The following is a 21,172-nucleotide window of genomic DNA, read 5'->3' on the forward strand; positions in this document are numbered from 1 at the left end:
TCGTCAGGTGGGGGCTTCGTGCAGTTCGATCGGATTGCCGTCGGAATCGGTGATCTGTACCTGCTTGCCGCCGGGGCCTACCATGACGTCGCTGCGGACCGTGACACCGCCGGTGCGCAAACGGTCGACCTCTGCGTCAAGATCGTCAACGTAGAGCACGATCCGGTTCCATCCGCCGGGCTCCTGGCTTTGGCCGTCCATCGGTCGTGATCCCGAGCTCTCCGGCCCGCTCAGCAGGAGATTCAGAGCGCCGCGCGAAACGATCGCGATCGGGCCGGAACGTTGCTCGAGCCGGAACCCGATCCGGGTTGTGTAAAAGGCGATTGCACGATCGAGGTCGGTGGTCTGGTAGCGCACGACGGCGTCTTTAGTGCTCCTCGGCCGCCACGGTGCAGGCCGACTCGGCGCCGGGCCTTGATCAGACATAGGCCATATGTTACGAACGTTCGTCGCCAGGATCTTGTAGGAATTTGACCCCATCGCGGTCAGCTAGGTGAAGGTCCTTGACCGGTCGGCCTACCCGCATCAATTGGGCCGGCGAGGTGCCGGTGAACTCGCTGACATCGTGTATGAGATGCGATTGGTCGAAGTAGCCGCTGGCGACAGCCAGTTCTCCCCAGTCGGGTATGTTGGCATGTCGAGCCAACGCATGGATTCGCTGGAATCGCATCACCCGACTGAGCCGTTTCGGGGTCATTCCGACCTCCGCTGTGAACACCTCGATCAACCTGCGCCGGCTGAGCTGAACACTGGCCGCCACATCGCCGACGGTCACGCCTGGCCGCGCAAGCTGATCGAGTGCTACCGGCACCGCTGGGTGACCGCGGCGAACGTCTGACAGCCGGGACCGCAACGCCTGTTCGAGCACATCAAAGCGAGACCCCGGGGTCGCGGCGACGATCAGCCGCTCTCTCAGTTCGGTCGCCGAGCGTCCCCAGAGTGTGTCGAGATCGACGTGCCGGTCGATAAGCTCACCCGGTGGCAGACCGACGAACGCCATGGCGCCACCGGGCCGGAAGTGGACACCAACGATCGACGCATGGTCACGCGGGTCTATCACGAAATAGCGCCGATAGGCGCCGGACACCACCGCGCCGGTGTAGCGCCGCCAGGCCATGCTGCGTGGATCCCGAATGTGCAGCGCGTCGTTCTGCAGGTTGACCACCAGTTCGAGCGTGCCACTGGGCAGGATTCGTTCCGTTGAGTGAACCGGCGCATCGCGCAGCATCCAGAGGTACGCCACGTACTCCGCAAGCGGTGGGCCTGGACAATGCGTCAGGTACTGCACTCTCTCAGGATGCCCGCTCAGCCGAAGCCGACCCGCTCGAGCCAGAAGCCGACGAGCTCGCCATCACCGGTCACCTCGACGTGGCCCGAGTCCACGGGGATGCGCCGATAAACCGTCAGCAACAGATCCGCCACCGGTGCCCGCATCCCGGCCGTGGCGTGCTCGTCGGACCGGCGCCGTGCGATCACGTCCCCGGCGAAATCCACCAGCCAGGCGGTCCTGGTGCCTGTAGCGCACAGCCCGATCGTCCGGTCCGGGCCAAGCAACTCCCGCATCCATGGATGAACGTCGAAATGAAATGGCAGACAGCCAAGTTCGAGCCACTCGTCGACGGCGTCCATTGCAACATCACCATCAAGCGCGAATCGAGGTCGACCGCGATGGCGGCGTCGGCCCCGGTGGATCGCGGTTTCGTGTGTGAAGCGCCGCGCATAGAAGGCAGAACCTCCACCGTCGACGGGGCACCACATCTGTGCATCGGGTCCCTTCTCCTCAAGATCGCAGCCATCCGCTGCGCGGCCTCTGGAAGCGATGCGCGGAGCAGTGTCGGTTGTTCGCCGGCGAAGGCCGCCAGGTCACGGAGGGCCACGTCCGGCGGAGGCTCCGTTGCGCGGATGCCGACGATCTCCGCCGCCCAAAGCAATCCACCGTCGACGTGGCGCATCAGCTGGCAGACATTCCTGCCGGACATGTCGGCACCGGCCTGCGGACATCCGCGCCGCCGATATAGCGGGTCGGTTGCGCGGTCTGCGCCATGTTCTGCGCGCAATGCCGGTCGAAGTCCATCATCACGTCCGCCCGTTGGACCACGGCGGCGCCCCAAATTCATCGTGACACGGGCTGCGTAAACTCCGGCCATGGGCGAACCGGGATGGGTGCAGCACGCGATCTGGTGGCAGCTCTATCCGCTCGGGTTCGTCGGCGCGTTCCCCGCAGATCCGTCGCCGAGTCCCGACGAGCACCGGCTGCGCCGCATCATCGAGTGGCTGGACTACGCCGTGGCACTCGGGGCGTCGGGGATCGCGCTCGGCCCGATCTTCGCCTCCTGCACTCACGGTTACGACACCACCGACCACCACCGGATCGACCCCAGGCTTGGGGACGACGGGGACTTCGACGAACTGGTCGCCGAGGCGCACCGCCGAGGGCTGCGGGTGCTGCTCGACGGGGTCTTCAACCACGTCGGCACCGACTTTCCCCGCTACCGCGCCGCGGTCGCCGGAGGCGACAGTTCGTGGTTCCGGCCGACCGGCAGCGACTTCGAGACGTTCGAGGGGCACGGCGAACTCATCGCGCTCAACCACGACAACCCCGAGGTCATCGACTACACCGTCGACGTGATGAAACATTGGCTGAGCCGAGGAGCCGACGGCTGGCGCCTCGACGCCGCATACGCCGTGCCCGACGGATTCTGGGCGCAGGTGCTGCCGCGGGTGCGGACCGACTTCGGTGACGCGTGGTTCGTCGGCGAGGTCATCCACGGGGATTACTCGGTGCACGTCCGCGACGCCGGGTTCGACTCCGCCACCCAGTACGAACTGTGGAAGGCGATCTGGAGCAGCCTCAACGACGGCAACTTCCACGAGCTCGACTGGGCGATGCAGCGGCACAACGACTTCCTCGACGTGTTCGTGCCGATGACCTTCGTCGGCAACCATGACGTGACCAGGATCGCCAGCAAGCTCGACAATTCCCGCCACCTCGAACACGCGCTCGTCTGTCTTCTCACGATCGGCGGCACTCCGAGCGTGTACGCCGGCGACGAGTCGGGTTACCGCGGCGTCAAAGAGGAGCGCGTCGGCGGCGACGACGCCGTGCGGCCCGAGTTCACCTCGCGGCCGGTGGGTGGCGAAGGGCACGGCCACGACATCTACCGGCTGCACCGGTACCTGATCGGATTGCGCCGACGTCATCCGTGGTTGCACACCGCCGAGACGTCGGCCGTCGTGCTGACCAACACGCAGTACGTGTACCGGACGCGCCGCGGCTCGGACGCGCTGCTGGTCGCACTCAACATCGACGATGCGCCAATGTCCTTGTCTCTGAGCGAGTTCGGGTATGCTGAGGGGCGGATCGTCGCGGGTTCCGGTGCACCGCCGCAGGACGTGATCGCCCGGGCCGAGATCGAGCCGCACGGCTGGCTGATCATCGCGCCGAGCTGACCCTCAGGACAGCCGCGCCAGCGTCGCGGGGTCCTCCTCGCCGCCGTAGAACTTGTCCAGCACCGCGACGAAGTCGGCATTGTCCTCGGTCGCTCTGGCGAACAGCGTCATGGACGACCGCAGCTTCATGTCGTCGGGCCGGCCGAAGATCTCCTCGGCCGAGCGGCCGTCGATCCTGGCCACCAACGTTGCGCACTCCCGCAGCCGTGGGCCGAGCTGTTCATGTTCCAGGTAGGCGCGGGCCTCGTCGGCCGACGAGATCCCGAACCGCACCGCGGTGGGGCTACTGCCGAGGCCGCGCAGTTGCGGAAACACGAACCACATCCAATGGCTTCTCTTGCGGCCTGCGGCCAATTCGTCGATGACGGTGTCGTAAATACCAACTTGTGCGTCCACAAACCGGCGCAGGTCATACCGATCGTCGGTCATGTTGTCCATCCCAATATCTCGCGATTTCCTCACTGTGATGATGACTTCAAGTTTCACCAAGTAGTCTTCGCCCGGCAGCCGATTTCTTGGGAAAGGACGCCCATGCCGCCTTTGTCCACGGGCCGCAACGGTGCGCAGGCGACGACCGAGGAACACACCGGGGTGGAGCCGGCTTCCGGGACGGGCCGATTCCGCAGGCGAAATTTGCTGTCGAGAGTCAGTATCCAATCCAAGCTGTTGGTCATGCTGCTGTTTACGAGCATCTTGTCGGCGGCCGTCGTCGGCTTCATCGGCTACCAATCCGGCCGCAGCTCGCTGCGCGCGGCGGTGTTCGACGGACTGACCGAGATCCGGGGTTCGCAGGCCAGGCAATTGGAGGGGCAATTCAGAGACCTCGAGAATTCACTGGTCGTGTGGTCCAGGGGGTCCACCACTGCCGACGCGATCGACGCGTTCACCGCCGGTTTCGATCAGCTCGGCAGCGCCACCATCAATCCCGCCCAGCAGCAGTCCATCGCCGACTACTACACCAACAATTTCGCCAAGTCCGAGGAACGGCAGACCGGCAACAAAGTCGACGTCGCCACGCTGCTGCCGGCCTCCAACGCCGAGAGGTACCTGCAGGCTTACTACACCGCGCCGTTCAACGACTGGGACGTCGCGATAAACAACGACGACGCGCACGACGGCAGCGCCTGGTCGGCGGCCAACGTCCGCTTCAACGAGTTCTTCCGGGAGATGGTGAACCGGTTCGAGTTCGAGGACGTTCTCATGCTCGACACCAGGGGCAACGTGGTGTACAGCGCCTACAAGGGTGTCGACCTCGGCACCAACATCCTCACCGGTCCGTATCGTGAGGGCGAACTACGCGACGCTTACCAGAAGGCGCTGGCCGCCAACGTCGTCGACTACGTCGGCATCACGGACTTCGGTGATTACCTGCCGGCCGACGAACCGACCGCCTGGCTGGTGTCGCCGGTGGGTCCGCCAGGACGCGTGGACGGCGTTCTGGCGCTGCAATTTCCGATATTCAAGATCAACGGGCTGATGACGGCAGACCAGAAGTGGGAACAAGCCGGCCTGGGGAAGACGGGTGAAACGTTCCTTGTCGGTCCCGATGACCTAATGAGGTCGGATTCGCGATTGTTCCTCGAAGATCCTGACGCCTACAAGCGGGAGGCCATCGAGGCGGGTACACCGCCGGACGTGGCGGAGAAATCGATCCGCCAGCACGGCACCACGTTGGTGCAACCGGTGGCCACCGAGGCCACCCGGCTTGCGCAGCGCGGCCAAAGCGGAACCCTGGTTGCCGATGACTATCTCGGCCGCCAGACGCTCCAGACGTATGCGCCGGTGAACCTGCCCGGTTTGCATTGGTCGGTGGTCGCGAAGATCGACACCGCCGAGGCATTCGAGCCGGTGACGAGATTCACCCGGACCTTGGTGCTGTCCACGGTGGTGATCATCTTCGTGGTATGTGTGGCGGCGATGTTGCTGGCCCGATTGTTCGTTCGGCCGATACGGCGCCTGGAGGCGGGGGCGCAACGAATCAGCACGGGAGATTACGAGGTAACTCTGCCTGTTCAGTCCCGCGACGAATTCGGCGATCTCACAGTCGCTTTCAACGACATGAGTCGTAACTTAGCCATCAAGGAGGAATTGCTCGCGGAGCAGCGCAGAGAGAACGACCGGCTGCTGCTGTCCTTGATGCCCGAGCCGGTGGTGCAGCGGTACCGCGAGGGTGAGGAGACGATCGCTCAGGACCACCAGAACGTCACCGTGATCTTCGCCGACATCGTCGGCCTAGACGAGCTGTCCTCGGAGCTGACCTCTGACGAAGAGTTGTCAATCGTCAACAAGCTCGTCCGCCAGTTCGACTCCGCCGCAGACAATCTCGGTGTGGAGAGGGTACGGACGCTGCATAACGGCTACCTCGCCAGCTGCGGTATGAGCGTCCCGCGGCTGGACAACGTGCGCCGTACGGTCGACTTCGCCATCGAAATGCAACACATCATCGATCGCTTCAACAGCGAGTCCGGTAACGATCTCAAGTTGCGGGCCGGAATCGACACCGGCACCGTGTCGAGCGGACTCGTCGGTCGGGCCAGCCTGGCCTATGACATGTGGGGCGGAGCCGTGAATGTGGCCTACCAGGTGCAGAGCGGATCTGCACGACCGGGCATCTACGTCACCTCGCGGGTCCACGACGTCATGCGTGACTCCCGCCACTTCACCCCGGCCGGCGAAGTCAGCGGTGAGGACGGTCCCGAGGCCGTCTGGCAGGTGACGGAGCACAAGTCATGAGCGTTCTGGATTCCTCGTGGTTCTACTGGGCGCTCAGCGTGGCGATAGGCCTGCCTGTCGGCCTGGTGATCCTCACCGAACTGCAGAACGCGTTGGCGCGCCGTGGCAGCAACCTCACCAGACCGGTACACCTGGTTCGCAATTACCTTCTGCCCCTTGGTGCCCTGCTCGTCCTGCTGACAAAGGCCACTCAGGTGGAGGCGGGCGCGACAACGGTGCGCATCGTCGCCACGGTGTTCGCCTTCGTCGTGCTGGTCCTGCTGCTGTCTAGTATGAACGCGACCCTGTTCCAGGGCGCTCCGGAAGGTACCTGGCGCCACCGCATACCGTCGATCTTCCTCGATGTCGCACGATTCGCGGTGATCGCGGTTGGGCTGGCGCTCATCCTGGCCTATATCTGGGGGGCCAATGTCGGCGGCCTGTTCACCGCCCTCGGCATCAGCTCGATCGTTCTGGGCCTTGCGCTGCAGAACTCCGTCGGGCAGATCATCTCCGGACTCCTCGTCCTGTTCGAGCAGCCATTTCAGCTCGGCGACTGGGTCGACACCCCGTCGGCGCGGGGGCGTGTCGTCGAAGTCAACTGGCGGGCAACTCATATCGACACCGGTACCGGCCTGCAGATCATGCCCAACTCGGTTTTGGCGGCGGCGTCGTTCAGCAACCTGAGCAGGTCACCCGGTGGCCACACGATCGCGGTCACCATTGTCTTCTCGCTTGCCGACGCACCCGACGAGGTCTGTGCGGTGCTGACCCGGGTCGCGACCGCCTTGCCGCAGCTGCGGCCGGATGCGGTGCCCTCCACGGCGGCCGCAGGAGGCAACAAGTACACGACGTCGATCCCGCTCCGCTCCCCCGGCGACGACATGGCGACGCGGTCGGTCTTCCTGCGCTGGGTCTGGTACGCGTCACGGCGCGCCGGCTTGCACCTCGACGAGGCGGAGGACGACTTCTCGACGCCGGACCGGATGGCCGATGCGCTGCATGCCATCGCTCCGACTCTGCGATTGACCCACACCGACCAGCAGGTGCTCTCCGCTCATGCGCGCATTACTCGCTACGGTGCCGACGAGTACATCCAATTCGCCGGTCAGGTTCCGGACCGGATGACGTTCCTGGTCAAGGGCCACGTCCGGCTCATCGCCAGGGGTGAGGACGGCGTGGTCGTCCCCATTCGCACGCTGGAGGAGGGCGACTTCATCGGCCAGACCGCGCTTACCCGCGAGCCGGTCGTGGCGAGCGCCTACGCGCTCGACGAGGTGACCGCGCTGCAGATCGAACGCGACTACATCGCGGAGCTGGTCGAGCGGAAGCCCCTGCTGTTGCAGGACATCGGCCGAGCGATCGAGGAACGGCGGGCGTACGTGCGACGTGCGATCACCGCCGTCACGCGATAGACATGGACCGTCGAATACCGAAGCCGCGCGACCTGGCTCCGCTGATCCAGTTCAAAAAGCCGACGCGCAATCGCACGGCCCGCAGGCTGTCCGATGCGCTGACGATCGCCGACCTGCGACGAATCGCCAAGCGGCGCACGCCCAGAGCGGCCTTCGACTACACCGACGGCGCCGCGGAGGAGGAACTGTCGCTCGCCCGGGCGCGGCAAGCCTTCCTCGACATTGCGTTCCACCCGACGATTCTGCGCAACGTCGCCGAGATCGACACCGGATGGGACGTGCTCGGCGACCGGGTGGCGCAGCCGTTCGGAATCGCGCCGACGGGCTTCACGCGCTTGATGCAGACCGAGGGTGAGGTCGCAGGTGCACACGCCGCGGCGCGGGCGGGCATCCCCTTCTCGTTGTCGACGCTCGGCACCAGGTCGATCGAAGAGGTCAAGGAAGCTAACCCGAACGGACGCAACTGGTTTCAGCTATACATGTGGAAGGACCGGGACCGCTCGATGGCCTTGGTCGACCGAGCCGCCGCGGCCGGGTTCGACACCCTGCTCGTCACTGTCGACGTTCCCGTCGCAGGCGCACGGCTTCGCGACACCCGCAACGGGATGTCGATACCGCCCGCCCTCACCCTGCGTACGGTGCTCGATGCGGTGCCCCACCCGCAGTGGTGGTTCGACCTGCTGACCACCGAACCGCTGTCGTTCGCCTCGTTGGACCGCTGGCCCGGCACCGTCGCCGAATACCTCGACACGATGTTCGACCCCACGGTGACGTTCGAAGACCTGGCCTGGATCAAGTCGCAGTGGCCGAACAAGTTGGTGGTCAAGGGAATTCAGACACTGGAGGATGCCAAGTCGGTGGTCGATCTCGGCGTCGACGGCATCGTGCTGTCCAACCACGGCGGACGTCAGCTCGACCGGGCGCCGGTGCCGTTCCATCTGTTGCCCACCGTCGCGCGTGAAGTCGGCGGCGACACCGAGATCGTGCTGGACACCGGGATCATGTCCGGTGCGGACATCGTCGCCGCCATCGCCCTCGGCGCACGGTTCACCCTGGTCGGGCGTGCGTATCTCTACGGCCTGATGGCGGGCGGTGAGGCCGGTGTCGACCGCGCCATCGCGATCCTTTCCGAGCAGGTCGCGCGCACCATGCGGTTGCTCGGCGTGACGTGTTTGGCGGAGTTGACGCCGCATCACGTCACCCAGCTGACCGGCCACAGCGAGTAGACCCCAGTTCGGCGGCTTGATATCGGCGCCGAGTCGCAATCGTTAGCCATTCGCGATACCCGAACGCCGTGTTGGTGCCCCTGTGACGGATGCGGCGGATGTTTCACTAATCCACGCAAAGCAACGGCAATGCTTTGGAGCAAGTAATTGGAAAGGTGGGTTGGTTGCCGTTATGAATTTCATTGAGAAGTTTCGAGGTAAGTGGGGACGCCGACTGGCGGCCGGCGCCCTCGTCGCGACGGCCCTGCCAGCGCTGATCGGTTTCGCCGGGGGGTCGGCGACTGCAGGCGCGTTTTCCCGTCCGGGTCTGCCGGTTGAGTATCTGGACGTGTTCTCGCAGTCGATGAACCGCAACATCAAGGTTCAGTTCCAGGGCGGTGGACCGCATGCGGTGTATCTGATGGACGGCCTGCGGGCGCAGGACGACTACAACGGTTGGGACGTCAACACCCCGGCGTTCGAGTGGTACTACGGCTCGGGCCTTTCGACGGTGATGCCGGTCGGCGGCATGTCGAGCTTCTACACCGACTGGTACCGGCCATCGCAGGGCAACGGACAGGACTACACCTACAAATGGGAGACGTTTCTGACCCAGGAGCTGCCGGTCTATCTGGAGGCCAACCAGGGTGTGTCGCAGAACGGCAACGCCGTGGTCGGCATCTCGATGGCAGGCAGCACCGCGCTGACGTATTCGATCTACTACCCGCAGAAGTTCATCTACGCGGCATCGCTGTCCGGCTTCCTCAACCCCTCCGAGGGTTGGTGGCCGATGCTGATCGGTCTCGCGATGAACGACGCGGGCGGCTACAGCGCAGAGGACATGTGGGGCCCGTCCTCGGATCCGGCCTGGAAGCGCAACGACCCGATGGTGAACATCAACCAGCTGGTCGCCAACAAGACCAGGCTCTGGATCTACTGCGGCAACGGCACGCCTGCCGATCTCGACGTGGGTAGTGACGGCGGCAACCTGATGGCGGCACAGTTCCTCGAGGGGTTCACGCTCCGCACGAACGAGAGCTTCCGGGACACCTACGTGGCCGCAGGCGGCCAGAACGCGGTGTTCAACTTCCCCTCCAACGGGACACACAGCTGGGGCTACTGGGGTCAGCAGCTCGAGCAGATGAAGCCCGATCTCCAACGGGTGCTGGGCGCGTCCCCCACCTCCGCGTAACAGCACCTCCCCTTCAGTGGGCCTGCCGCTACCCCTGGCGGCAGGCTCACTGCTTTTGGGCCTAGTTCTGAACGGTTGGGCGGATGACGATTTCACCGATCTCGACGTCGCGCGGCTGTTCGATCGCGAATGCGACCGCCCGTGCCACGGCTTCCGGCGAGAGGCCGATAGCGCCCATGTTCGACCGGATGCGGGCGCGGGCGTCCGGGTCGTCGATGGAGTCGCCGAGTTCGGTGCGGACGAACCCAGGCGACACCGAGGTGGTCCGGATGACACCGTCGGTGGACTCCTGCCGCAGCGACTCCATCACCGTGCGGACCGCATTCTTGGTGGCGGCGTAGACGGCCATATCCGGGACGATCTTCAGCCCTGCCGTGGACACCGTCGTCACGAAGTGGCCGATTCCCTGCCGCCGGAACACCGGCATGGCGGCGGCGATGCCGTTCAACACGCCGTGCAGGTTCACGTCGATCATCGCCGACCAGCCGTCCACGTCGCCGTCGGCCAACGGTCCGAGCTTGCTGACGCCCGCGTTGCTCACCAACACGTCGAGCCGGCCGAACCGGTCGACCGCCGTCTGCACCAGCCGCTGGAGGTCGGCGCGACGAGTCACGTCCACCTCGACCGGGACTACTTCCCCACCGTCCTGCCGGATTTCGTCCGCAAGGGCTTCCAGTCGGTCCGTTCGACGCGCGCCGATGACCAGACGGGCTCCCCGCGTAGCCAGGTGTCGCGCGGTCGCCTCCCCGATGCCACTGCTGGCTCCAGTGATAGCGATGACAGATTCGGGTGTCATTTCGACCATGGCAACTACGACCTATGTCTTCGAGGGGCTATTCCCGCCGGATTGCCCGCACCGCCCCGTCACCGGGTCACAGCCGAGTACGCAGCGCAATGTCTTCTTCGAACTCGGACAGCATCGCGTCAGTCAACGTCGGACGCGTATCGGCGATGGCGGTCAGGTAGTCGTCGGTGCGAGCGGGTTCCCCGCGCCGGAACTCGACCTCGCGTTCGAATGCGCACTGAGCGCCCTTGCGTGCGGCGAATTCGATGTCGGCGGGCGTGAACATCGCACTTGCCTCGACCAATTTGTCAACCTCTACCGCATCCGTCATCGGACCCAGGTAGCGATTCCAAATCGCAGCGCGGGCAATGGCATCCGGCGGTCCGATCGGGATGATGCAGTCAAATCTGCCTGGCCGCAAGAACGCCGAGTCGAGCGATCGCACTGAGTTCGTCGCACACACCAGCAGGCGCCCGCCTTGCTGGCGAAACGCGGGTATCAGCTTGAGCAATTCGTTCGTCACACCGTGTGAGGGATCTGAGGGGGCGCCAGAGCGACTGCCTGCAATCTCCTCTACTTCGTCGATGAAGACGACGGCGGCTTCCAATTCCATCAGCGTTGCGAAGGCCTCGCGCAGTGCGCTGGCCATCGCGACGTCAGGAGTCGCGAGCCGTGACGGGAACAGTTCGACGAACGGCCAACCCAGCCGACCTGCCACGGCCTTGGCGAAACTTGTCTTCCCCGTGCCGGGCGGGCCGTACAGGATAACCGCCTTCGGCGGCGAAACGCCGTACTGCGCAGCGGTATTCGGTTCGACGAGCGGCAGCACGATGCGCTTCTCGATGAGTTGCTTCTCGCGTTCCATCCCGGCCATCGCGTGCCAGAGTCCACCGCCCATCACCTGACCGCCGAGGTTGGCCAGCAAACCCGCATCTGCGGTGCCGACATGGTCGAGCTTTTCGAAATAGCTCAATGCGGTGCGTTCGGCGTAACCCGAGTTCTGCAGGGCCGCCGTCCCCGTTGCATCCGCAGGCAGAAGCGCACAAATCCGCCGCACCCCCATCGTGCGCAGCCGGACCTCCAATTCGCCGAGCAGCGCACTTCCGATGCCGCCATTCCGCCAAAGATTACTCAGCGCTACTACGGAGATCCACGCTCGCTCCCCGTGCGCCTGCGCGGCCGCCATGCCGACAAGATCGTCGCCGATGACGGCGACCACCGCCGGCTGGCCGGACCTGGCCGCCGAAATCACCTCCGACACTCCGAACACCGGATGTGCCTCGTCACGGCTTCGGCTCTGGTCCCAGACGCCGATCGCCTGGTCGAGGTCGTCCTCGTGGAAGTCACGCAGTCGCCAAGGGGGCATGCTCGTGAGTACCTGGCGCAGCGGTAGCCGGACATCGCCCAGATGGGTGGTCGCGCGGGGGGGCGGACGTCTCACCGGCGACCCCCAGGGCATACAAGGCCCGGTGTCTCGACCCGTTCGCCTGCTATCTCCTGCTGACCTTCGGACTGAGTCTCGCCGTGGCCCTGGCCACCACCGATCCCGAACTGATCCTCGCGCGCAACACGCCGGTGAACGGAACCGGCGGCCTGCTCGTCGCGGCGACCGTCCTGATCGGGCGGAAACTCGGCGCTCGCCGGGAACAAAGGAGCCCCTCACAAGGTTGAGTGCAACAGGCTGAACTTTGGAGGAGATGAATGCCTGAAGCAACGAGCGTGACGACTGCGGTGCCCGTCCTTTTCTTGAGCGAGCCCATCGTGCTGCCCAGCATGGTGGTGCCCATCGAACTCGACGACGCCGCGCGTACCGCAATAGACGCCGCGCAGGCCAGCGACAGCGGAAAACTGCTGATCGCCCCGCGGCTCGACGACCGCTACCCCACATACGGCGTGCTTGCGTCGATCGTTCAGGTCGGACGCATCGCGGGCAGCGGCGGTTCGGCCGCGGTGGTGCGCGGCGAACGCCGTGCGCACATCGGTACCGGAACCACCGGCCCGGGCGCCGCGCTGTGGGTCGAGGTGACCGAGGTAGAGGAGCCCCAGCCCAGCGATGACACGCGTGCGCTGGCGGCCGAGTACAAGAAGCTGCTGCTGGCGATGCTGCAGCGGCGCGAAGCGTGGCAGATCATCGACTTCGTCAACAAGCTGACCGACCCGTCGCAACTCGCCGACACGGCCGGCTACGCGTCGTATCTGACCGATATGCAGAAGCGGCAGCTGCTGGAGACGCCGGACGTCGCCGAGCGGCTGCGCGCGTTGATCGACTGGACCAGCGACCACCTCGCCGAGGTGGAAGTGACCGACAAGATCGCCGAGGACGTCCGCGACGGCATGGAGAAGACGCAGAAAGAATTCTTGCTGCGTCAGCAGCTCGCCGCGATCCGCAAGGAGCTCGGCGAGGGCGAGCCCGACGGATCCGACGACTACCGCACCCGCATCGAGGCAGCCGAGCTGCCCGAGAAGGTCCGCGAGGCGGCGCTTCGCGAGGTCGGCAAACTGGAACGCTCCAGCGAGCAGAGCCCTGAGGGCGGATGGATCCGCACCTGGCTCGATACCGTGCTCGACCTGCCGTGGAACGTCACCACCGAGGACTCGACGGACTTGAAGGCGGCCCGCGAAATTCTCGATGCCGACCACCACGGGCTGGACGACGTCAAGGACCGCATCGTCGAGTACCTGGCGGTGCGGGCCCGACGGTCCCAGCGTGGCATGGCCGTCGTCGGCGGCCGCGGTTCCGGCGCCGTGATGGCGCTGGCCGGGCCTCCGGGAGTCGGCAAGACCTCGCTCGGCGAGAGCGTGGCTCGTGCGCTGGGCCGCAAGTTCGTTCGCGTCGCCCTCGGCGGCGTGCGCGACGAGGCCGAGATCCGCGGACACCGACGCACCTATGTCGGTGCGCTGCCCGGCCGGATCGTTCGCGCGATCGGTGAGGCGGGGTCGATGAACCCCGTCGTGCTGCTCGACGAGATCGACAAGGTCGGCTCGGACTACCGAGGCGACCCGAGCGCCGCGCTGCTCGAGGTGCTGGACCCCGCGCAGAACCACACGTTCCGCGACCACTACCTCGATCTGGACCTGGACCTGTCCGATGTGGTGTTCCTCGCGACGGCGAACGTCATCGAGAACATTCCGTCGGCGCTGCTGGACCGGATGGAACTGGTCGCTATCGACGGCTACACCGAGGACGACAAGGTCGCCATCGCCCGCGACTTCCTGCTGCCCCGGCAGCGTGAGCGGGCGGCGCTGACGGCCGACGAGGTCACGGTCACCGAAGACGCGCTGCGCAAGGTTGCCGCGGACTACACCCGCGAACCCGGTGTGCGGCAGTTCGAGCGGCTGCTGGCGAAGGCGCTGCGCAAGGCCACGACCAAGCTTGCGGAGAACCCCGACGCCCTCGTCATCGACGAGCCGGATCTCGTCGGCTACCTGGGCCGTCCGCGGTTCACCCCGGATGCCGAAGAGCGCACCGCGGTGCCCGGCGTGGCGACCGGTCTGGCCGTCACCGGCCTCGGCGGCGACGTGCTGTACATCGAGGCGAACGCCAACGACGGCGAGCCCGGTCTGAAGCTGACCGGGCAGCTCGGCGACGTCATGAAGGAGTCGGCTCAGATCGCGCTGTCCTATGTCCGGGCGCACGCCGAGCAGTTGGGCGTCGACCCGAAGACACTGGACCGGACAATCCACGTGCACGTGCCTGCGGGCGCGGTGCCCAAGGATGGCCCGTCCGCAGGCGTCACCATGGTCACCGCCCTGGTGTCGATGGCGACCGGACGTCAGGTCCGCTCCGACGTGGGTATGACCGGTGAGGTCACGCTGAACGGTCGGGTGCTGCCGATCGGTGGGGTCAAGCAGAAGCTGCTTGCCGCCCAACGGGCCGGTCTGTCAACGGTCTTCATCCCGCAGCGCAACGAGCCCGACCTGGACGATGTCCCGGCCGAGGTGCTCGAGGTGCTCGAGGTGCGGCCGATGACCGATGTCGCCGACATCGTCGCGCGGGCACTCGAACCCGTTGGCGCGGAAGCCACCGTCGCCGCCTGATCGCAAGATTGCACTCAGGGTCGTGATCGCAGACCGGTCACGACCCTGACTGCATTTTCGGTGATACTTCATCGCATGGCGTATGACGAGGACCTGGCCGACCGTATCCGCGAACTCCTCGGCGCCCAGAAAGGCGTCGAGGAGAAGCGGATGTTCGGCGGTCTGGCGTTTCTGGTCAACGGCAACATGTCGGTGGCCGCAAGCGGCCGCGGCGGCCTGATGGTTCGCGTGCCGCCCACCGAAACCGACTCGCTGCTTTCGCGCCAGCACGTCGAACCGATGGTGATGGCAGGCCGGGAGACCCGCGGCTGGCTTCGGGTCTCCGCCGATGGCGTCAAGACCAAACGTCAGCTGCAGTCCTGGGTCACCCGCAGCGTCGACTACGCCAAGTCCCTGCCCCCGAAGTGAGCGCGACGTTTCCGCACCATTGCGACGGGTAAGTCAGGTGCAATGGCACGGTCAACGCACAAGCAGCTCGTGGAGCGCCTGATGAAGGTCGCCGGCACCACCTACGCCGAAGAGGCCGGCATCACGCTGCGGGACAAACCGATGCCGCTCTTCCAGTTGCTGGTGTTGTGCATGTTGGCCAGCAAGCCCATCGACGCCACGATCGCCGTGCAGGCTGCGCGGGAACTGTTCCGGGCCGGCCTGAAGACCCCGAAGGCGGTCCTGGCCGCCGACCGGGGCACCATGATCGCCGCATTCGGGGAGGCGCACTACGTCCGCTACGACGAGAGCTCGGCCACCCGGTTGGCCGACATCGCCGCCGCTGTCCGTGACGACTACGGCGGCGACCTGCGGCGGCTGGCGGCCGCAGGCAAGTGCGATTTCACTGCGGTGAAGCGACTCTTGAAGCAGTTCAAGGGAATCGGCGACACCGGCGCCGACATCTTCCTCCGCGAAGTGCAGGACGGGTGGACCTGGGCGCGGCCGTACTTCGACCAGCGCGCCATCACCGCGGCACGTGCCATCGGGCTGGCCGCCGATCCCGCCGCGTTGAGCGCACTTGCACCACGGAACACGGCGAAGCTCGCCGCGGCGCTCGTCCGCGTCTCCCTCGACGACGACAAACGCGCCGAACTCGTCGCGTGATCCGGATCGGCACCTCCGGCTGGTCGTACGACCACTGGACCGGCGTGCTCTATCCCCCCGGCCTGCCGCCGGCCAAACGGTTGGCCCGCTACGTCGAGGAGTTCGACACCGTCGAGCTCAACGCCAGCTTCTACCGGTGGCCGCGGGACGCCGCCTTCGCCGGATGGCGGCAGCGCCTGCCCGACGGCTTCACCATGGCGGTGAAGGCGCATCGCGGGCTGACCCACTTCCGCAGGCTGACATCACCCGAGCCGTGGATCGAGCGTTTCGAGCGGTGCTGGACGGCCCTCGGCGACCGCGCGGAGGCGTTGCTCGTTCAGCTGCACCCCGAACTGCGGCGCGACGACGCCCGGCTAGACCACTTTCTCGGCCTGATGCCGCGATCGATCCCGGTTGCGATGGAGCTGCGACATCCGTCGTGGAACGACCCGGCGGTGTTCTCCCTGTTGGAACGACACGATGCGGCGTATGTGGTGATGAGTGGAGCCAAACTCGACTGCGTTCCGGTTGCCACCAGTGACCTCGTCTACATCCGGATGCACGGGCCCGAGCCGGCCTCGCTGTACACCGGCTCCTATTCCGACGACCAACTGCGCCAGTGGGCCGACCGCGTGGCGGCCTGGCAGGCCGAGGGCAGGCGGGTGGATGTGTATTTCAACAACGACCTCGGCGGGCACGCGGTGCGCAACGCTCGGCGGCTACGCGCGTTGCTAACCCCCGGCTGAACGGCCAAGATCGGCGTCCGGCAAGCTGACGTGCGAAATGCGGACCATGACCTTGATCTCGGCGGCGCTTCTGGCCGTCACGGGCTGCTCGGCCGAGCGCGTCGTCAATACCGGAGAATGGGAGAGCGTCACAGCGACGAGCACGTCCGTCGCACCGTCGCTGCCACCCACGAATCCCGTGCATCTGGCCAACGCGTTCGACTTCGTCCAGACCCCGAATGGTCAGACGGCCTACTACTTCTCCACCCCCAGCGGCCGCTGGCAGTGCGCGATACTGCCCCATGACAAGGCGGCCTGTCAGGCCACATCCGGCGCTATCGGCATCGAGGGCGCACCTGAAACAGTGCCCAACGCCGCGGGCGGGCAGACGACTCCCAACGCGATCGTCATCGAGCCGGAGGGCGACGCTCACTTCGCCGCCATAGCCGGGCCGCCGCCGACTGCGGCCACCGTACTGCCGTTCAACCGGACGCTTGTCGTTGCCCGATTCCGATGCAACGTCCAGGAAGCGACCGGGGTGTCGTGCCTGAGCGAGGAAAGCGGCGCAGGCTTCACGTTCAGCGCCGACGGATTCATACCGCAGTACAGCGAAGTACCGCTCGACGCGCCCTAGCGGCGTCGCGTCGAGCCATGTCGTCCCAATCGGAAGCCTTCGCCGGTCGAGTCGACCCCGACCAGCTCGCCGGCGCCGCGCAGGCGTTGGGATCGCTCAGCTTAGGTTGGCGGTGCCATCGGGATGCACCGTCACCGTCGCCCCCGCGATGTCCTCGCGCACCGTGGCCTCCGCCTCGCCCGTGTCGATGATCACCGCGAGGGTTCGCGAGTCGTTGGGCGTGCGGACCGCCAGATATACCTTTTCCGGGGCTCCGCTGCGGTCGTACGGTGTCGTCCAGGCTTCCACGGTGCCCGAACCTGACCACTCCACCTCGGCCTTGCTTGTCGGTTCGGCGTCGACCGTGGACTGCACGTCTTCCCAACGGAATTCGTGTTGGGGTGGTTGCGTGCCGTAGACACCGAAGCTGTGTTTGGTGAGCCAGCCGCCGTTGGCGGTGATCAGACCACGCTGACCCGGGTTCGCGACCAATCGCTCGGCCATCGTGGCGATCGAATGTGTGACGTAGTTGTTCCACGGACCGCCCGCGAAGGTCAGGCCGCCGGTGACGGTCAGCGGTCGGTCCGTGTCGTCCAGCGACAGGTCCAGTTCCGCTGCGGCGACCTGAACTGCCGATGGGAAGCACGAATACACATCGATCAGATCGAGGTCGTCGACGCCAACGCCGGCCAGCTCGAGCGCGCGGCGACCCGCGATCCGGATGGCCGGTGAGCGGTGCAACTCTCCACGTTCCGCGATGGCGTAGGTGTCGTGCGCATCGGTGCCTGCATACGGAAAAACCCAACGCTCCGAAGGGATCTGCAAGTACGTGGCCTTCTCCGCTGACGCCAGGATGATGACCGCGCCCTGATCGACCATGTTGTTGGAGTTCATCCACTTGGTGTAGGGGAAGCTGATCATCCGGTTGTCGGTACCCGGTTGCCATATCTCCTCGCCGGGCAGCGCCTTGCGGCTCCATGCATGCGGGTTGCCCGCCGCCACCGCGCTGAATCGGGCCCACAGTTCGCCGATACGGGCGCGGTGAGCATCGGGCCGCTCGCCCGCATCGATGCGCAGAGCCTGCTCGAACATTGCGTAGAAGTACGGCGCCCGGTTGAGTTCGATGCGGGTCTCTGCTGGGCCGACCAGCGGCTCACCCTCGTTGGCGCCCTCGGCGAACGGCACCGATTCGCCTTCACTGGTCCAGTTCGGCTTTTCTCCGCGGTTGCGCAATCGAGTACGCGTGCGGAACGTTTCGGCGCCCGCGATCAACACGAGGTCGGCCCGCCCGGCCTGGATGTCCAGGCACGCCTGGTTGACCAACGTCTGCGGCACGTTGCCGCCCACACCCGTGTAGCGAGTGGTCGCGTCGTCGGCGTTGATCCGTTGCGCGAGCAGTCGGCCGGGATCGCGGTAGCGCCAGGACAGGATGTTGACGATCCGGACGGAGTCGACCGCTTGCAGCACCCGCGGATCGGCGGCCGCACGCGCCGCTTCGGCCATCAGGTCGACGGGCTCCACGCCCGGCGTCTCGTCGTGCTGGTTGACCTGCCCATAACCGATCAGAACCGGCGTACGGGGTGTTGTCATGATCGAGTTCTCGATGCGTCGTCGAGGTCGGAAGCGGTGAACAACACGCCCTCAGCGATCAGGCGGTCGATCTCCTCGGTGTCGAGCGACAGCAGTTTGTGGCAGACCTCGCGGGTGTGCTCGCCGGGCATGGGGGCAGGGCGCAACTCGGCCGGCGGGATGTGGGCGAAACGCGTCGGGCTCGTTTCGGTGGGCAAAGGATGCTCGAACAGTGGGTGCACCATATCGGTGTACGAATGTCTATGCAGCAGAACGGGATCGGCCAGCACATCGGCTGCGCGGTTCATCGGAGCGGCAGGCACCCCTGCCCGCTGAAGGATCTCTGCGACGGCGTTCTTGTCCATCCGCGACGTCCATTCCGACACCGCATCGACGAGTTCGGAGCGGTCGTCGGGTAGTCCTGCCACCTCCATCACGGCGGCCAGCGCTCGGCGGTCGGCGGCGGTGCGCAGCGAGATCACACACCATTCGTCATCGCCGGCACACGCGTACACGCCGTGCGCCGTGCTCCCCTCGTCGACGGGCAGCCCGGCGACGACGGCGGCATCGGTCACATAGCTGGCGGCGAGCTGGTTGACCGCGGACTCTGCCTGTGAGATGTGCACCCGCGCACCGGTTCCGGTCTGCTCGCGGCCGATCAGCGACGCCAGCGCGGCGATCGCGGTGATGCGTGCCGCCACGTGGTCGGGAAAGATCGTGGTGGCATCGAAGAAACCGGGACAGTCGTCGGACGACCACAGCCTGGTGATGCCTGTGGTGGCCCGTACAAGGGGTCCGTATCCCATGCGGGCGCTCCACGGCCCGGTGGCACCGAAGGCGCTGCTCTCCGCCAGCACGATCCGCGGATTCAGCTCGCGCAGTTTCTCGAACGAAAAGCCCAGAGAGGTAAGCGTTCCCGGCTTGAAGTTGGCGAACACCGCATCGGCATCCGAGACCAGGCGCGAGAAGACGTCGGCGCCCTGTGGGCTGCGCAAGTCCAGCCCGAGGCCGTACTCGTTGCGGTGGGCCAGCGCCCACGATCGGCTCATCACCTGCCCGGGCGGCGTCTGACGCAGACCGTCCGGATACGTGGCGCTTTCGATCTTGATGACCTCGGCGCCGAGGTCAGCGAAGAGGCGGCCGAGTTCACCGCCCGCGACGATCACTCCGAGATCGAGAATCCGCAGACCGTCGAACGGACGATTGCCGCTCGACGAGCCCGACATGTCCGGGCGATCGGATCGCGATGTCGCCCAAGTAGCTTCGTCGTCGCCCGCCGCAGGCGCGGGCCTCTGGTAGCCGCAATGGTGCGCGTCGACGACGAATGCGCCGACGGGCACCGTGATGTCCACGCCGGGTGCGATCGTGGCCTCGGTCAGCGCGCCGACCGACCGGAAGTGTTCGGATGCGAGTGTCTCCGCAGGAGTCAAGACCGCCGCGATCGGCACGCCACGGGACTGTCCCGCCACGACGAGTTCGTCCATCGTCTGCGATGCGAACAATTCGGTTACCAACTCATTGAGCTCGCGGGACGCGGCGTATCTAGCCGCGATCGTGTCGAACTTCGGGTCCTGGAACTGTTCGGGCTCGCCCAACCACGACCGCATACCGCGCCATTGACGTGGCGACAGCAGGCAGATCCTGACGTGGCCGTCGCGGCACCCGAAGATCGGATAGATCTGCTGATTGCGCGGCCTGCCCCGCCACAGTTCGTGGGATTGCTTCAGGCCGACGGCCGCCTGTCCCTCGGCGCCGAACGGCGGATCGAGCGACTGCACCACCGCCTCGAAACGGGAGAAGTCGAGGTAATCGCCGGTGCCGTAACGCAAGCGGTGAAAGTAGGCGACCAGGCCTGCCCATGCCGCCTGTACCGCCGCGGTAGCCGAGGCGATGCCGGTGGGCGGCAGCACCGGGCGCCCTGTCGTCGGCCCTGACCGGGACAGCGCCGTCGACAGCGCATAGAACACCGGGTCGGTGGCCGACCAGGACGCCCGTGGACCGTCGGCGCCGAAGTCGGTGACCAACATCGCGACCAGGTGCGGATACCGTCGCGACAGCGCCGCACACGAGGTGCCGAACGCGTCAGCGCGCCCGGGGTTACCGCTGTCCACCACGATGTCGGCCGCCGCGGCGAGCTCGACAAGACGGTCGCGATCCGTCGCGTCGGCGGGGTCGAGCACACAGCTGCGCTTGTTGGCGTTGTTCAGCCAGAACGGAACAGCGACGCCCGCCACGCACGGCGGCTGCGACCGTCCCGGGCTGCCGCCGGGCGGTTCGACCTTCAGCACATCGGCACCGAGGTCCGCATACGGCCGGGTTACCGCGTCGGCGTCGCCGTTGCATAGGTCCAGCACCCGCAGTTCCGACAGCAGCACGATGGTCAGGTTAATGCTTAGGT

At 66.1% G+C, this 21,172-nt stretch carries 20 protein-coding genes; 11 read left to right on the forward strand and 9 right to left on the reverse strand.

Features of this window, described 5'->3' with window-relative positions:
• Window positions 1-3 precede the first annotated feature (3 nt).
• The 4 genes from QOC76_RS15020 to QOC76_RS15035 form a co-directional block, all read right to left on the reverse strand.
• Window positions 4-426 (reverse strand): VOC family protein, encoded by a 423-nt coding sequence (locus QOC76_RS15020; protein ID WP_526357633.1) that lies wholly within the window; start codon window positions 424-426, stop codon window positions 4-6.
• A 10-nt stretch (window positions 427-436) separates the two neighbouring features.
• Window positions 437-1,288, reverse strand: a complete 852-nt coding sequence (locus QOC76_RS15025; protein ID WP_526357634.1) for a helix-turn-helix domain-containing protein — start codon at window positions 1,286-1,288, stop codon at window positions 437-439.
• A 17-nt stretch (window positions 1,289-1,305) separates the two neighbouring features.
• Window positions 1,306-1,629 carry a hypothetical protein gene (locus tag QOC76_RS15030; protein WP_526357635.1) on the reverse strand — a complete coding sequence of 108 codons (324 nt, stop codon included), beginning with the start codon at window positions 1,627-1,629 and terminating at the stop codon, window positions 1,306-1,308.
• Between the two features lie 322 nt (window positions 1,630-1,951).
• Window positions 1,952-2,098: a hypothetical protein gene (locus QOC76_RS15035; RefSeq protein ID WP_526357636.1), complete on the reverse strand. Its 147-nt coding sequence runs from the start codon at window positions 2,096-2,098 to the stop codon at window positions 1,952-1,954.
• A 47-nt stretch (window positions 2,099-2,145) separates the two neighbouring features.
• Here QOC76_RS15035 and QOC76_RS15040 point away from each other — a divergent pair, with 47 nt between their 5' ends.
• Window positions 2,146-3,450, forward strand: coding sequence for an alpha-amylase family protein (locus QOC76_RS15040; protein WP_526357637.1), 1,305 nt, complete (start codon window positions 2,146-2,148; stop codon window positions 3,448-3,450).
• A gap of 3 nt (window positions 3,451-3,453) precedes the next feature.
• Here QOC76_RS15040 and QOC76_RS15045 read toward each other — a convergent pair whose 3' ends face one another.
• Window positions 3,454-3,888: a DUF1810 domain-containing protein gene (locus QOC76_RS15045; RefSeq protein ID WP_526357638.1), complete on the reverse strand. Its 435-nt coding sequence runs from the start codon at window positions 3,886-3,888 to the stop codon at window positions 3,454-3,456.
• Between the two features lie 234 nt (window positions 3,889-4,122).
• Here QOC76_RS15045 and QOC76_RS15050 point away from each other — a divergent pair, with 234 nt between their 5' ends.
• The 4 genes from QOC76_RS15050 (at window position 4,123) to QOC76_RS15065 (ending at window position 9,974) form a co-directional block, all read left to right on the forward strand.
• The gene (locus QOC76_RS15050; RefSeq protein ID WP_526357640.1) at window positions 4,123-6,183 is read left to right on the forward strand and encodes an adenylate/guanylate cyclase domain-containing protein; all 2,061 of its coding nucleotides are present in this window, start codon (window positions 4,123-4,125) and stop codon (window positions 6,181-6,183) included.
• Window positions 6,180-7,577, forward strand: coding sequence for a mechanosensitive ion channel domain-containing protein (locus QOC76_RS15055; RefSeq protein WP_526357642.1), 1,398 nt, complete (start codon window positions 6,180-6,182; stop codon window positions 7,575-7,577). Before QOC76_RS15050 ends, QOC76_RS15055 begins: the two co-directional genes overlap by 4 nt.
• A gap of 2 nt (window positions 7,578-7,579) precedes the next feature.
• Entirely contained in the window at window positions 7,580-8,803 is a 1,224-nt protein-coding gene (locus QOC76_RS15060) for an alpha-hydroxy acid oxidase (protein WP_526357644.1), read from the forward strand.
• A 172-nt stretch (window positions 8,804-8,975) separates the two neighbouring features.
• Window positions 8,976-9,974: an alpha/beta hydrolase gene (locus QOC76_RS15065; RefSeq protein WP_526357646.1), complete on the forward strand. Its 999-nt coding sequence runs from the start codon at window positions 8,976-8,978 to the stop codon at window positions 9,972-9,974.
• Between the two features lie 61 nt (window positions 9,975-10,035).
• Here the strand turns inward: QOC76_RS15065 and QOC76_RS15070 are convergent, their stop codons facing one another.
• Together QOC76_RS15070 and QOC76_RS15075 are read right to left on the reverse strand one after the other, a co-directional pair.
• A complete protein-coding gene (locus QOC76_RS15070) occupies window positions 10,036-10,770 on the reverse strand; it encodes an SDR family oxidoreductase (protein WP_526357648.1) in 735 nt (244 codons plus the stop codon).
• 76 nt (window positions 10,771-10,846) lie between these two features.
• Window positions 10,847-12,124, reverse strand: coding sequence for an ATP-binding protein (locus tag QOC76_RS15075; protein ID WP_526357710.1), 1,278 nt, complete (start codon window positions 12,122-12,124; stop codon window positions 10,847-10,849).
• Between the two features lie 158 nt (window positions 12,125-12,282).
• Here QOC76_RS15075 and QOC76_RS15080 point away from each other — a divergent pair, with 158 nt between their 5' ends.
• The 6 genes from QOC76_RS15080 (at window position 12,283) to QOC76_RS15105 (ending at window position 17,226) form a co-directional block, all read left to right on the forward strand.
• A complete protein-coding gene (locus tag QOC76_RS15080) occupies window positions 12,283-12,429 on the forward strand; it encodes a hypothetical protein (RefSeq protein WP_526357650.1) in 147 nt (48 codons plus the stop codon).
• Window positions 12,430-12,459: 30 nt separating this feature from the next.
• Complete coding sequence (gene lon / locus QOC76_RS15085; RefSeq protein WP_526357652.1) at window positions 12,460-14,796, forward strand: endopeptidase La; 2,337 nt, start codon at window positions 12,460-12,462, stop codon at window positions 14,794-14,796.
• Between the two features lie 75 nt (window positions 14,797-14,871).
• On the forward strand, window positions 14,872-15,204 hold the full coding sequence (locus QOC76_RS15090; RefSeq protein WP_526357654.1) for a TfoX/Sxy family protein: 333 nt from the start codon (window positions 14,872-14,874) through the stop codon (window positions 15,202-15,204).
• 42 nt (window positions 15,205-15,246) lie between these two features.
• On the forward strand, window positions 15,247-15,888 hold the full coding sequence (locus QOC76_RS15095) for an HhH-GDP family DNA glycosylase (RefSeq protein ID WP_526357656.1): 642 nt from the start codon (window positions 15,247-15,249) through the stop codon (window positions 15,886-15,888).
• Complete coding sequence (locus QOC76_RS15100; RefSeq protein WP_526357658.1) at window positions 15,885-16,613, forward strand: DUF72 domain-containing protein; 729 nt, start codon at window positions 15,885-15,887, stop codon at window positions 16,611-16,613. The genes QOC76_RS15095 and QOC76_RS15100 overlap by 4 nt, the downstream gene beginning before the upstream one ends.
• Window positions 16,614-16,650: 37 nt before the next feature.
• Window positions 16,651-17,226, forward strand: a complete 576-nt coding sequence (locus QOC76_RS15105) for a hypothetical protein (protein ID WP_526357660.1) — start codon at window positions 16,651-16,653, stop codon at window positions 17,224-17,226.
• A gap of 96 nt (window positions 17,227-17,322) precedes the next feature.
• Here the strand turns inward: QOC76_RS15105 and QOC76_RS15110 are convergent, their stop codons facing one another.
• On the reverse strand, window positions 17,323-18,795 hold the full coding sequence (locus QOC76_RS15110) for an acetyl-CoA acetyltransferase (protein ID WP_526357662.1): 1,473 nt from the start codon (window positions 18,793-18,795) through the stop codon (window positions 17,323-17,325).
• On the reverse strand, window positions 18,792-21,158 hold the full coding sequence (locus QOC76_RS15115; RefSeq protein ID WP_526357712.1) for a CaiB/BaiF CoA-transferase family protein: 2,367 nt from the start codon (window positions 21,156-21,158) through the stop codon (window positions 18,792-18,794). The genes QOC76_RS15110 and QOC76_RS15115 overlap by 4 nt, the downstream gene beginning before the upstream one ends.
• Window positions 21,159-21,172 lie beyond the last annotated feature (14 nt).

Origin of the sequence: Mycobacterium sp. (assembly GCF_032159565.1) — a bacterium.
Classification (GTDB): Bacteria; Actinomycetota; Actinomycetes; order Mycobacteriales; family Mycobacteriaceae; genus Mycobacterium.

Bases quoted from the DNA above. Each gene is read 5' to 3' on its own strand.
- QOC76_RS15020 (WP_526357633.1), bottom strand. From the start codon at position 426: ATGTCTGATCAAGGCCCGGCGCCGAGTCGGCCTGCACCGTGGCGGCCG.
- QOC76_RS15030 (WP_526357635.1), bottom strand. From the start codon at position 1,629: ATGGACGCCGTCGACGAGTGGCTCGAACTTGGCTGTCTGCCATTTCAT.
- QOC76_RS15040 (WP_526357637.1), top strand. From the start codon at position 2,146: ATGGGCGAACCGGGATGGGTGCAGCACGCGATCTGGTGGCAGCTCTAT.
- QOC76_RS15045 (WP_526357638.1), bottom strand. From the start codon at position 3,888: ATGGACAACATGACCGACGATCGGTATGACCTGCGCCGGTTTGTGGAC.
- QOC76_RS15050 (WP_526357640.1), top strand. From the start codon at position 4,123: ATGCTGCTGTTTACGAGCATCTTGTCGGCGGCCGTCGTCGGCTTCATC.
- QOC76_RS15055 (WP_526357642.1), top strand. From the start codon at position 6,180: ATGAGCGTTCTGGATTCCTCGTGGTTCTACTGGGCGCTCAGCGTGGCG.
- QOC76_RS15060 (WP_526357644.1), top strand. From the start codon at position 7,580: ATGGACCGTCGAATACCGAAGCCGCGCGACCTGGCTCCGCTGATCCAG.
- QOC76_RS15065 (WP_526357646.1), top strand. From the start codon at position 8,976: ATGAATTTCATTGAGAAGTTTCGAGGTAAGTGGGGACGCCGACTGGCG.
- QOC76_RS15070 (WP_526357648.1), bottom strand. From the start codon at position 10,770: ATGACACCCGAATCTGTCATCGCTATCACTGGAGCCAGCAGTGGCATC.
- QOC76_RS15075 (WP_526357710.1), bottom strand. From the start codon at position 12,124: ATGCCCCCTTGGCGACTGCGTGACTTCCACGAGGACGACCTCGACCAG.
- lon (WP_526357652.1), top strand. From the start codon at position 12,460: ATGCCTGAAGCAACGAGCGTGACGACTGCGGTGCCCGTCCTTTTCTTG.
- QOC76_RS15090 (WP_526357654.1), top strand. From the start codon at position 14,872: ATGGCGTATGACGAGGACCTGGCCGACCGTATCCGCGAACTCCTCGGC.
- QOC76_RS15095 (WP_526357656.1), top strand. From the start codon at position 15,247: ATGGCACGGTCAACGCACAAGCAGCTCGTGGAGCGCCTGATGAAGGTC.
- QOC76_RS15105 (WP_526357660.1), top strand. From the start codon at position 16,651: ATGCGGACCATGACCTTGATCTCGGCGGCGCTTCTGGCCGTCACGGGC.
- QOC76_RS15110 (WP_526357662.1), bottom strand. From the start codon at position 18,795: ATGACAACACCCCGTACGCCGGTTCTGATCGGTTATGGGCAGGTCAAC.